Origin of the sequence: Pseudomonas alvandae (assembly GCF_019141525.1) — a bacterium.
Lineage (GTDB): Bacteria > Pseudomonadota > Gammaproteobacteria > Pseudomonadales > Pseudomonadaceae > Aquipseudomonas > Aquipseudomonas alvandae.
This window is the reverse complement of record NZ_CP077080.1, coordinates 2170270-2181958: the sequence shown is the minus strand read 5'-3', so window position 1 is coordinate 2181958 and position 11689 is coordinate 2170270. Positions and strand designations below refer to the sequence as shown.

At 62.0% G+C, this 11689-nt stretch carries 9 protein-coding genes; 6 read left to right on the top strand and 3 right to left on the bottom strand.

Features of this window, described 5'->3' with window-relative positions:
* Positions 1-660: a GntR family transcriptional regulator gene (locus KSS97_RS09795; protein WP_198797585.1), complete on the bottom strand. Its 660-nt coding sequence runs from the start codon at positions 658-660 to the stop codon at positions 1-3.
* Positions 661-1029: 369 nt separating this feature from the next.
* Here KSS97_RS09795 and xdhA point away from each other — a divergent pair, with 369 nt between their 5' ends.
* The 4 genes from xdhA to guaD all read left to right on the top strand — a co-directional run bounded on the left by xdhA (position 1030) and on the right by guaD (position 7153).
* Entirely contained in the window at positions 1030-2484 is a 1455-nt protein-coding gene (gene xdhA / locus KSS97_RS09790) for a xanthine dehydrogenase small subunit (protein WP_217861542.1), read from the top strand.
* On the top strand, positions 2477-4876 hold the full coding sequence (gene xdhB, locus KSS97_RS09785; RefSeq protein WP_217861541.1) for a xanthine dehydrogenase molybdopterin binding subunit: 2400 nt from the start codon (positions 2477-2479) through the stop codon (positions 4874-4876). Before xdhA ends, xdhB begins: the two co-directional genes overlap by 8 nt.
* A gap of 114 nt (positions 4877-4990) precedes the next feature.
* Entirely contained in the window at positions 4991-5827 is an 837-nt protein-coding gene (xdhC, locus tag KSS97_RS09780) for a xanthine dehydrogenase accessory protein XdhC (RefSeq protein ID WP_217861540.1), read from the top strand.
* Between the two features lie 21 nt (positions 5828-5848).
* Positions 5849-7153: a guanine deaminase gene (gene guaD, locus KSS97_RS09775; protein WP_217861539.1), complete on the top strand. Its 1305-nt coding sequence runs from the start codon at positions 5849-5851 to the stop codon at positions 7151-7153.
* A 122-nt stretch (positions 7154-7275) separates the two neighbouring features.
* Here guaD and KSS97_RS09770 read toward each other — a convergent pair whose 3' ends face one another.
* On the bottom strand, positions 7276-8040 hold the full coding sequence (locus KSS97_RS09770) for a GntR family transcriptional regulator (protein ID WP_217861538.1): 765 nt from the start codon (positions 8038-8040) through the stop codon (positions 7276-7278).
* A 243-nt stretch (positions 8041-8283) separates the two neighbouring features.
* Between KSS97_RS09770 and KSS97_RS09765 the strand changes: the two genes are divergently transcribed.
* Positions 8284-9474: a benzoate/H(+) symporter BenE family transporter gene (locus tag KSS97_RS09765; protein ID WP_198797590.1), complete on the top strand. Its 1191-nt coding sequence runs from the start codon at positions 8284-8286 to the stop codon at positions 9472-9474.
* A gap of 165 nt (positions 9475-9639) precedes the next feature.
* On the opposite strand, the gene KSS97_RS09760 is transcribed toward KSS97_RS09765, so the two are convergent.
* Positions 9640-9984, bottom strand: coding sequence for a YggL family protein (locus tag KSS97_RS09760; protein WP_039589030.1), 345 nt, complete (start codon positions 9982-9984; stop codon positions 9640-9642).
* A 233-nt stretch (positions 9985-10217) separates the two neighbouring features.
* On the opposite strand from KSS97_RS09760, the gene dacB reads away from it, so the two are divergent.
* Positions 10218-11684: a D-alanyl-D-alanine carboxypeptidase/D-alanyl-D-alanine endopeptidase gene (dacB, locus tag KSS97_RS09755; protein WP_217861537.1), complete on the top strand. Its 1467-nt coding sequence runs from the start codon at positions 10218-10220 to the stop codon at positions 11682-11684.
* The last annotated feature ends 5 nt before the right edge of the window (positions 11685-11689 follow it).

The following is an 11689-nucleotide window of genomic DNA, read 5'->3' as shown; positions in this document are numbered from 1 at the left end:
TCAGGCCTTCGTCAGGGCTGAAACCACCAGATCGCAACTGCGCTGGGCGTAGGCCGTCAGCACGATGCGGATCTGTGGCAAATCACGGGCCAGCACCGCGCCGAGCAGGCGCTGGAACAGGTCGAGGAATTCGCTCATTTCAGCCTTGCGCTGCTCCAGGGCCAGGAAGTAGGCGCGGCTCATGGCCGGCTGCAGGTTCTCGACGGTTTCCTGCAGGTATGGATTGTTGGCAAAGGGATACGCGGCGCGCATCACGCTGAAGCTTTCATCGACGAAGGTGCGGATGTCCTGACGCGCGTAGGCGTCGTTGAGGCGCTGCTGGATCGCGACGAACGGTGCCATGTCGGCCTGTTCTTTCCAACCATGGGCCACGGCGTTGCCCAGCAGGATGTACAGCTCGCTCATCAGCGCACAGAGGCTGCGCACGTTGTGTTCGGTCAACTCGGTGACATGCGCCCCACGGCGCGGCAGGATCGCGATCAAATGGCGTCGCTCCAGGATCAGCAAGGCCTCACGGACCGAACCACGGCTGACATTGAGCGCCAGCGTGACCTTCTGCTCCTGGATGCGCTCTCCCGGCTTCATTTCGCCGCGAATGATGCGCTCGGCGAGATGGTGGGCGATTTGCTCGGCGAGGCTGTCCGGGGCCTTGAACGTCATGGTTGTCCTTCAAACTCTTAGATCTGCACAAGCGGCGCAGTGTAGCGCACTCGATACGTCATGGCGCAGGGCCTGCACCGGGTTTTTGGCACGATATAAGCAAAAAAGTTAAGGAGTTTGCCCTGAAGCGAAACCTGTGGGAGCGGGCTTGCTCGCGATAGCGGTCTGTCAGCTTGCATCCATACTGAATGTATCGCCGCCATCGCGAGCAAGCTCGGCTCCCACAGGGTTCTACAGTGTCCATAGATCGTTGTTCATCGACCGAATGGATTTTCTTGACCTTTAAGTCAGAAAATCATTGACCGAAAAGTCAGAACTGCTAAATTCAGCCCACGTCGATACAACAATAATGAATCTGCGAGGCCTTCCGTGATCCAGTTTTTACTCAACCAGGAACTCCGTAGCGAGCATGCCCTGGACCCGAACCTGACCGTGCTCGACTATCTGCGCGAACACGTTGGTAAACCCGGCACCAAGGAAGGCTGCGCCAGCGGCGACTGCGGTGCGTGCACGGTGGTGGTGGCCGAATTGGACACGGATGCGAATGGCCGCGAATGCGTTCGCTATCGCAGCCTCAATTCATGCCTGACGTTCGTCTCGTCCCTGCACGGCAAGCAACTGATCAGCGTCGAAGACCTCAAGCACAACGGCCAACTGCACAGCGTCCAGCAGGCGATGGTCGATTGCCACGGTTCGCAATGCGGTTTCTGCACGCCGGGCTTCGTCATGTCGCTGTTCGCCCTGCAGAAGAACAGCGAGCAACCCGACGCTCACAAGGCCCACGAAGCCCTGGCCGGCAACCTGTGCCGCTGCACCGGCTACCGGCCGATCCTGGCGGCCGCCGAGCAGGCCTGTTGCGGCAAGCAGCCAGATCAGTTCGACGCCCGTGAGGCCGAGACCATTGCCCGCCTGAAAGCCATCGCGCCGACCGAAACCGGCGAACTCAACAGCGGCGACAAGCGCTGCTTGGTGCCGCTGACCGTGGCGGACCTGGCCGATCTCTACGACGCCTATCCGCAAGCGCGGCTGCTGGCCGGCGGCACCGACCTGGCCCTGGAAGTCACGCAATTTCATCGCACCCTGCCGGTGATGATCTACGTCGGCAACGTCGCCGAACTCAAGCGCATCGAGCGTTTCGACGATCGCCTGGAAATCGGCGCCGCCACCCCGCTTTCCGATTGCTACGAAGCCTTGCAAGCCGAATACCCGGATTTCGGCGAATTGCTCCAGCGCTTCGCCTCGTTGCAGATCCGCAACCAGGGCACCCTGGGCGGTAACATCGGCAACGCCTCGCCGATTGGCGACTCGCCGCCCCTGCTGATCGCCCTCGGCGCGCAGATTATCCTGTGCAAAGGCCAGGTCCGTCGCTCCCTAGCCCTGGAAGACTATTTTCTCGATTACCGGGTCACCGCCCGGCAGGAAAGCGAATTCATCGAAAAAATCATCGTGCCCCGGGCCAGCGCCGAGCAGGCGTTCCGCGCCTACAAGGTTTCCAAACGGCTGGACGATGACATTTCCGCCGTCTGTGGGGCATTCAATCTGCGCATCGAAAACGGTGTAGTCCAGGACGCTCGCGTCGCCTTCGGCGGCATGGCCGCCACACCCAAGCGCGCCAAGCATTGCGAAGCCGTCTTGATCGGTGCGCCATGGAAAAACAGCACCGTCGAACGCGCCTGTCTCGCCCTGGCAGAGGACTTCACGCCGCTCTCGGACTTCCGCGCCAGCAAGGAATACCGCCTGCTCAGCGCCCGCAACCTGCTGCGCAAATACTTCATCGAACTGCAAACCCCGCACATCGAGACTCGGGTGACCGCTTATGTCTAATCATCACGCCGTAGAGAAGAGCCAAGCTGAACTCGCGGAGCTGTTCGCCCGCGACCTGACGACCGGCGTGGGCCGCAGCGTCAAGCACGACAGCGCTGCCAAGCACGTGTCTGGCGAGGCGCAGTACATCGATGACCGCCTGGAATTCCCGAACCAGTTGCACGTCTATGCGCGGCTGTCGGACCGCGCCCACGCGCGAATCCTGCGCATCGACACCGCGCCCTGCTACGCCTTCGAAGGCGTGCGCATCGCCATTACCCACCAGGACATTCCCGGCCTGAAGGACATCGGCCCGTTGCTGCCCGGCGACCCGCTGCTGGCGATCGATGACGTGCAGTTCGTCGGCCAACCGGTGCTGGCCGTCGCGGCCAAGGACCTTGAGACCGCACGCAAGGCGGCCATGGCCGCGATCATCGAATACGAAGACCTCGAACCGGTGCTGGACGTGGTCGAGGCGCTGCGCAAGCGGCACTTCGTGCTCGACAGCCACACCCACCAGCGCGGTGATTCAACCACCGCATTGGCGAGTGCCGAGCATCGCATCCAGGGCTCGCTGCACATCGGCGGCCAGGAGCACTTTTACCTGGAAACCCAGATTTCTTCGGTGATGCCGACTGAAGACGGCGGCATGATCGTCTACTGCTCGACCCAGAACCCCACCGAAGTGCAGAAGCTGGTGGCCGAAGTGCTCGGTGTGTCGATGAATAAGGTCGTGGTCGACATGCGCCGCATGGGCGGCGGCTTTGGCGGCAAGGAAACCCAGGCCGCCAGCCCGGCGTGCCTGTGCGCCGTGATCGCGCACCTCACCGGCCAGCCCACCAAGATGCGCCTGCCCCGTGTCGAAGACATGCTGATGACCGGCAAGCGCCACCCCTTCTACATCGAATACGATGTCGGCTTCGACAGCACCGGGCGCCTGCATGGCATCGCCCTGGAACTGGCTGGCAACTGCGGTTGCTCGCCAGACCTGTCGGCCTCGATTGTCGACCGGGCGATGTTCCACGCCGACAATGCCTACTACCTGGGCGACGCGACCATCAACGGCCATCGCTGCAAGACCAACACCGCGTCAAACACCGCCTACCGGGGTTTCGGCGGCCCCCAAGGCATGGTCGCCATCGAAGAAGTGATGGACGCTATCGCCCGGCATCTGGGGCTCGATCCGCTGGCGGTGCGCAAGGCCAACTATTACGGCAAGACCGAGCGCAACGTCACGCATTACTACCAGACCGTCGAGCACAACATGCTCGAAGAGATGACCGCCGAGCTTGAACAAAGCAGCCAATACGCCGAGCGCCGCGAAGCGATCCGCCGCTACAACGCCAACAGCCCGATCCTGAAGAAAGGCCTGGCGCTGACGCCGGTGAAGTTCGGCATTTCGTTCACCGCCAGCTTCCTCAACCAGGCCGGCGCATTGATCCACATCTACACCGACGGCAGCATCCACCTCAACCATGGCGGCACGGAAATGGGCCAGGGCTTGAACACCAAGGTCGCCCAGGTAGTGGCCGAGGTGTTCCAGGTGGAAATGGACCGTGTGCAGATCACCGCGACCAACACCGACAAGGTGCCGAACACCTCGCCGACCGCGGCCTCGAGCGGTGCCGACCTGAACGGCAAGGCTGCGCAGAATGCCGCCGAAACCATCAAGCGGCGCCTGGTGGAATTCGCCGCGCGGCAGTACAAGGTCAGTGAAGAAGACGTGGAATTCCACAACGGCCACGTGCGGGTGCGCGATCACATCCTGACCTTCGAGGCGCTGGTGCAACAGGCGTATTTCGCCCAGGTCTCGCTGTCGAGCACCGGCTTCTACAAGACCCCGAAAATCTACTACGACCGCAGCCAGGCCCGTGGTCGGCCGTTCTATTACTACGCTTTTGGCGCGGCGTGTGCCGAAGTGATCGTCGACACCCTCACCGGCGAGTACAAGATGCTGCGCACCGACATTCTCCACGACGTCGGCGCCTCGCTGAACCCGGCCATCGACATCGGCCAGGTCGAGGGCGGCTTCATCCAGGGCATGGGCTGGCTGACCATGGAAGAGCTGGTGTGGAACGACAAGGGCAAGCTGATGACCAACGGCCCGGCCAGCTACAAGATCCCCGCCGTCGCTGACATGCCTTTGGATTTGCGGGTCAAGTTGGTGGAAAACCGCAAGAACCCCGAAGACACGGTATTCCACTCCAAGGCCGTCGGCGAGCCGCCGTTCATGCTCGGCATCGCCGCGTGGTGCGCCATCAAGGACGCCGTGGCGAGCCTCGGGGATTACCAGCATCAACCGAAGATCGACGCGCCGGCGACGCCGGAGCGGGTGTTGTGGGGGTGTGAGCAGATGCGCGGGTTGAGGGTGGTGCAGGTAGGGGAAGCTGAAACCGAGTTGGCTTCGCTTTAGACCGCGGCGCTGCTATCGCGAGCAAGCTCGCTCCCACAGGGGACCGCAATCCAATGTGGGAGCGAGCTTGCTCGCGAAAGCGGCCGGACAGACAAGAGAGATGTCGAGGTGAATATGTACAACTGGATCAGCGCCCTCGCCGACCTGCAGACCCGCGGTGAATCCTGCGTGCTGGTGACAATCATCGAGGAGCTCGGCTCCACGCCGCGCAACGCCGGCTCGAAGATGGTCGTTAGCGCCAGCCAGGCGTTCGACACCATTGGTGGCGGACACTTGGAATACAAGGCTATGGAGATCGCTCGGCGGATGCTCGCCAGCGGCCAGCAGAACACCCATCTGGAGCGCTTCAGCCTCGGCGCCAGCCTTGGCCAGTGCTGCGGCGGCGTGACCGTGCTGCTGTTCGAACCCATGGGCCAGGTCCAGGCGCAGATCGCCGTGTTCGGCGCCGGCCACGTCGGCCGCGCCCTGGTGCCGTTGCTGGCGAGCCTGCCGTGCCGGGTGCGCTGGATCGACTCGCGGGAAGCCGAGTTTCCCGAGCACCTGCCCCATGGCGTGCGCAAAATCGTCACCGAAGACCCGCTGGATGAAGTCGACGAGTTGCCCCCCGGCAGCTACTGCATCGTCATGACCCACAATCACCAACTCGACCTGGAACTGAGCGCCGCGATCCTCAAGCGCAACGACTTTGCCTACTTCGGCCTGATCGGCTCGAAGACCAAGCGGGTCAAGTTCGAACACCGCCTGCGGGATCGCGGCTTCGACAGCGGCACCCTGCAACGCATGCGTTGCCCGATGGGCATCGGCGAAGTCAAAGGCAAGTTGCCTGTGGAAATCGCCATCTCCATCGCTGGCGAAATCATCGCCACCTATAACGCGGATTTCGGCCAGCACACCTCACGCGCCGAACCGATTGCCAAGTTGCTGCCGGTTTCGCGCCGCAGCCAGCGTTAATCTTTTTTAACGAGACAAACCATGCCCCTGACACGCAAAGCCTACCGCGCCGCCCTGCTCCACAGTCTCGCCGACCCGGCCGAGGTGGGCATCGAGGCGTCCCATGAGTATTTCGAAGACGGCCTGCTGGTGGTGGAAAACGGCCAGATCAGTGCCATCGGCCACGCCAGCGACCTGCTGCCGACCCTGGCGGCGGACATCGAGATCACGCATTACCAGGACGCGCTGATCACCCCGGGCTTCATCGACACCCACATCCATCTGCCGCAAACCGGCATGGTCGGCGCGTATGGAGAGCAACTGCTGGATTGGCTCAACACCTACACCTTCCCCTGCGAAAGCCAATTCGCCGACAAGGCCCATGCCGAGACAGTGGCGGATATTTTCATCAAGGAACTGCTGCGCAACGGCACCACCACCGCCCTGGTGTTCGGCAGCGTGCACCCGCAATCGGTGAACGCGTTTTTTGAAGTGGCCGAGAAACTCGACCTGCGGATGATCGCCGGCAAAGTGATGATGGATCGCAACGCCCCCGACTATCTGGTCGACACCGCCGAATCCAGCTACACCGAGAGCAAGGCGCTGATCGAGCGCTGGCACGGCAAGGGCCGCCTGCACTACGCCGTGACCCCGCGCTTCGCACCGACCAGCACCCCGGAACAACTGAGCCTGGCCGGCCAATTGCTCAGCGAATACCCGGACCTGTACATGCAGACCCACATCAGTGAAAACCTGCAGGAAGTGCAATGGGTCAAGGAGCTGTTCCCGGAGCGCAAGGGTTACCTGGACGTCTACGACCACTACCAACTGCTCGGCGAACGCTCGGTGTTCGCCCATGGCGTGCACCTGTGCGACGACGAGTGCGCGCGCCTGGCGCAGACTGGTTCGGCCATTGCCTTCTGCCCGACCTCGAACCTGTTCCTGGGCAGCGGGCTGTTCAACCTGCCGATGGCGGAGAAGCACAAGGTGAACGTAGGGTTGGGCACGGACGTGGGCGGCGGCACCAGTTTTTCGCTGCTGCACACCTTGAACGAAGCCTACAAGGTCATGCAGTTGCAAGGCGCGCGGCTGAGTCCGTTCAAATCGTTGTACCTGGCCACCCTCGGCGGCGCCCGGGCCTTGCGCCTGGAGGAAAAGATCGGGACGTTGCAGCCAGGAACCGATGCGGACTTCCTGGTGCTGGACTACAACGCGACGCCGCTGTTGAGCTATCGCCTCAAGCAGGCCAAGGACATTGCCGAGCGGTTGTTCGTGTTGATGACGCTGGGGGATGACCGGACGGTCGCGCAGACTTATGCGGCTGGGAGGTTGGTTCACCAGCGATAAAACTTCAGCGCATGTTGGATCGCCATCGCGAGCAAGCTCGCTCCCACAGGGGATATGTGTTGTTCACACTAACCCTGTGGGAGCGAGCTTGCTCGCGATTGGCGGTATGACTGATTCAACCCTCAGAGCTTGGCAGGCGCACGCCCCGGCTTCTTGCTCTGCAACAGATGCGAGAACACCGCGTGCAAGTCATCCGACGCGCTTTCCTCGTCGAGGTTGAGCTTGCTGTCGATGTGGTCCATGTGGTGCATCATCAGGTCCACCGCCAGCTTGGCGTCGCGGGCCTCGATGGCGTCGATCAGTTGGGTGTGTTCGTCATAGGAACAGTGGGATCGATTGCCGCTTTCATACTGGGCGATGATCAACGAAGTCTGGGATACCAGGCTGCGCTGGAAGCTGATCAGCGGGGCATTCTTCGCCGCCTCGGCCAGCTTCAAGTGGAACTCGCCCGACAAGCGGATGCCGGCGCCACGATCGCCGCGGGAGAAACTGTCGCGCTCGTCGCTGACCATCTGCCGCAGCTCGGCAAGCTGCTCGGCGGTGGCGTGCTGGACCGCCAGTTCCGTGATCGCCTTCTCCACCATGCGCCGGGCGAAGAACACCTGGCGTGCCTCTTCGACACTCGGGCTGGCGACGACCGCGCCGCGATTGGGCCGCAACAGCACCACGCCTTCATGGGCCAGGCGTGACAGCGCACGGCGAATGATGGTGCGGCTCACCCCGAAAATCTCCCCAAGTGCCTCTTCGCTCAATTTGGTACCGGGCGCCAGGCGCTGCTCGAGGATGGCCTCGAAAATGTGCGCATAGACAATATCGTCCTGGGTTCCGCTGCGGCCGGCTTTGCCTGCTCGCGGTTGTTTCTTGAGGGGCTGCAACTGTTCGTTCATGGGCACTCGAGTCGGGAGAACTGCGGCGATTTAACCGTGACTGTAATACGGCACAGCGGGTCGCTGGCAAGTATCGCGTAAAAAACACGGCGATTGTACACAACCTCTGATGGCAACACGACTGTACGGCTCTTTGCGGACATGGCTGTATTGCAATCGACCACGGTGTTGAGTTTAGGCTTAAACCACGAAACCCGTGGCCCATCAAGGCCAGCCAATCTACAACAAGGAACACCGCCCACCATGACCGAAGTCACGACCGCGCCACTTCGTCCCTTGGCCGATACATCGCCCTCGGCCATCGTCGCCGGCTTCATCGCCATGATGACGGGCTACACCAGTTCCCTGGTGCTGATGTTCCAGGCTGGGCAAGCGGCGGGCCTGACCAGCGGGCAGATTTCCTCGTGGATCTGGGCGATTTCCATCGGCATGGCCGTGTGCTCCATCGGCCTTTCGCTGCGCTATCGCACCCCGATTACCATTGCCTGGTCGACTCCCGGCGCGGCGTTGCTGATCACCAGCCTGGGCGGCGTGAGTTATGGCGAGGCCATCGGTGCCTATATAACGTGCGCGGCGTTGGTGACAATCTGCGGCCTGACCGGCAGTTTCGAGCGCCTGGTCAAGCGCATTCCGGCCTCGCTGGCGGCGGCGTTGCTGGCGGGCATCCTGTTCAAGATCGGCAGCGAAATCTTTGTCGCCACCCAGCACCGCACCGGCCTGGTGCTGGGCATGTTCTTCACCTACCTGATCGTCAAGCGCCTCTCGCCGCGTTACGCGGTGCTGGCGGCGCTGCTGGTCGGCACCGCGCTGTCGGGCCTGTTGGGACTTTTGGATTTCAGCGGTTTCGCCCTGGAAGTCGCGACACCGGTCTGGACCACGCCGCACTTTTCCCTGGCGGCCACCATCAGCATCGGCATCCCGCTGTTCGTGGTGGCGATGACCTCGCAGAACATGCCTGGCATTGCCGTGCTGCGCGCCGATGGCTACAACGTACCGGCGTCGCCGTTGATCACCAGCACCGGCGTCGCCTCGCTGCTGCTGGCGCCGTTCGGCTCCCACGGGATCAACCTGGCGGCGATCAGCGCAGCGATCTGCACCGGGCCGCACGCCCATGAAGATCGCAACAAGCGCTACACGGCCGCCGTGTGGTGCGGGATTTTCTATGGGATTGCCGGAGTGTTCGGCGCAACGCTGGCGGCACTGTTCGCGGCATTGCCCAAGGAACTGGTGCTGTCCATCGCGGCCCTGGCGCTGTTCGGGTCGATCATCAATGGGCTGAGCATCGCCATGAGCGAAGTGAAGGAACGGGAGGCGGCGCTGGTCACTTTCATGGTCACGGCGTCGGGGCTGACGCTGTTTTCCATCGGTTCGGCGTTCTGGGGGATTGTGGCGGGGGTGTTGACGTTGCTGATCCTGAATTGGCGCAACGCCTGAAACTTAAAAGCTTCGCGGGCAAGCCCGCTCCCACAGTGGATATGTGTCGTTCATATCACCTCTGTGGGAGCGGGCTTGCTCGCGAAGGCGGCCTGGCAAGCGCCGCACAAATGGCAGGCACAAAAAAACCGGCACCTGTAAAGGTCGCCGGTTTTTTTTACACCATCAAGCCTTCGGGTTGATCGGCTTTTCCGGGTACCACACGTCCAGCAACGGGCTGACTTCAACGCTGGTCAGCTCAGGACGGGCCTTGAGCCAGGCTTCAACGGCAGCGCGCTGCTCTTCGGTCACCGAGCCACGCTTCTGCAGGCAAACCAGGCCGTAGTCGTCACCGCCGACATAACCCAGGCCGTTGGCTTCCATGGCTTCTTTCAGGAAAGCGTCGAGGAAAGCGTCAATAGCCTCATCGGCCAGATCTTCTTTGAAATCCAGGTTCAGTTCGAAACCCAGCTCTTGAAATTCATCCACGCACAGCTTTTTGCGCAGACGCTGGGAACGGTTAGTCGCCATTGGAACAATCCTCATAAGTAATAACGGCCGGCACTTTACCAGTTTGGTGCATCGTTTGCCCGACTCATCAGGCATATCGCGTTACCGCCGGTAAAAAAATACCGCTTCGACGGGCTTGGGCACGGCACAAGCCGTTGCGCCTTGGGGCATAATGCCGAACTTTCATGACCGTTGAGGGCGTTCATTTTCATGTCCTCGTCTTTTTCCCCCTCGCCTGCAGGGTTTTACTTCACATGATCAAATCTTTGCGTCCATTGCTCCTGGCCAGCCTTCTTCTTCCCCTGGCTGTTCCTGTCACCACCCACGCCGCGACCATCAACACCGCCCTGTCGCCGAATGTGCAAAAGGCCCTCAAGAACAGCAAGCTGCAAGACAACGCCCTGTCCCTGGTCATGGTGCCGCTCGATGGCCCTGGCACCCCGACGCTGTACAACGCCGATGTTTCCGTGAACCCGGCGTCCACCATGAAATTGGTCACGACCTACGCTGCGCTGGAGATGCTCGGGCCAAACCACCAGTGGAAAACCGAGTTCTACACCGACGGGACCCTCAGCGGTGGCATCCTCAACGGCAATCTGTACCTCAAGGGTGGCGGCGATCCCAAGCTGAACATGGAAAAACTCTGGCTGTTGATGCGCGACCTGCGGGCCAACGGCGTGCAGCAGGTGACCGGCGACCTGGTGCTGGATCGGAGTTTTTTCATCCAGCCACAATTGCCCGAGTTCAACGACGACGGCAACGACGAGAACAAACCCTTCCTGGTCAAGCCCGACTCGCTGTTGGTCAACCTCAAGGCCCTGCGCTTCGTCGCCCGCAACGACGGCGGCCGGGTGCTGGTATCGGTCGAGCCGCCGATTGCCAGCATCCGCATCGAAAACGTGGTCAAGGCCGCCAATGGCAAGCAGTGCGCCGGCGGCGTTCGCTACAACCCGGTGGCGAACGCCGATGGCAGCATGACCGTCACCGTCAGTGGCCAACTCGGCGATGGATGCAGCTCCCAGACCTACCTGTCATTGCTCGATCACGCCACCTATACCGCTGGCGCCGTGCGGGCGATCTGGAAAGAACTGGGCGGCAGCATCCAGGGCAACGATCGCCTGGCCGCGACCCCGGGCAACGCCAAGTTGCTCGCCCGGGCCTTCTCGCCAGACCTGGCGGAGATCATCCGCGACATCAATAAATACAGTAACAACACCATGGCCCAGCAACTGTTCCTCAGCCTCGGTGCGCAGTTTCGCAACGAGGCCGACGGCGACGACGCCAAGGCTGCGCAGCGGGTCGTACGCCAGTGGCTGGCCAAGAAAGGCATTACCGCGCCGCACCTGGTGATGGAGAACGGTTCTGGCCTGTCCCGCGCCGAACGGGTCAGCGCCCGGGAAATGGCGGCGATGCTGCAGGCGGCATGGCACAGTCCGTATGCGGCGGAATACATCAGCTCGATGCCCATCGCCGGAACCGACGGCACCATGCGCAAGCGCCTCAAGACCACCGCCATGGCTGGCGAAGCCCACATCAAGACCGGCACGCTGAACACCGTCCGGGCCATTGCCGGCTTCAGCCGCGACATCAACGGCAACACCTGGGCGGTCGTGGCGATCCTCAACGATCCGAAGCCATGGGGCGCTTCTTCGGTGCTGGACCAGGTATTGCTTGACCTGTATCGCCAGCCGAAGCTCCCGCAGGCGGCTTCGGTGCTCTGAGCCGG

What these genes read in the sequence shown, in the direction of transcription:
- KSS97_RS09795 (WP_198797585.1), bottom strand. Translation starts at nt 660, where the DNA reads ATGACGTTCAAGGCCCCGGACAGCCTCGCCGAGCAAATCGCCCACCAT.
- KSS97_RS09760 (WP_039589030.1), bottom strand. Translation starts at nt 9,984, where the DNA reads ATGGCGACTAACCGTTCCCAGCGTCTGCGCAAAAAGCTGTGCGTGGAT.
- KSS97_RS09770 (WP_217861538.1), bottom strand. Translation starts at nt 8,040, where the DNA reads ATGAACGAACAGTTGCAGCCCCTCAAGAAACAACCGCGAGCAGGCAAA.
- xdhC (WP_217861540.1), top strand. Translation starts at nt 4,991, where the DNA reads ATGTACAACTGGATCAGCGCCCTCGCCGACCTGCAGACCCGCGGTGAA.
- guaD (WP_217861539.1), top strand. Translation starts at nt 5,849, where the DNA reads ATGCCCCTGACACGCAAAGCCTACCGCGCCGCCCTGCTCCACAGTCTC.
- xdhB (WP_217861541.1), top strand. Translation starts at nt 2,477, where the DNA reads ATGTCTAATCATCACGCCGTAGAGAAGAGCCAAGCTGAACTCGCGGAG.
- KSS97_RS09765 (WP_198797590.1), top strand. Translation starts at nt 8,284, where the DNA reads ATGACCGAAGTCACGACCGCGCCACTTCGTCCCTTGGCCGATACATCG.
- dacB (WP_217861537.1), top strand. Translation starts at nt 10,218, where the DNA reads ATGATCAAATCTTTGCGTCCATTGCTCCTGGCCAGCCTTCTTCTTCCC.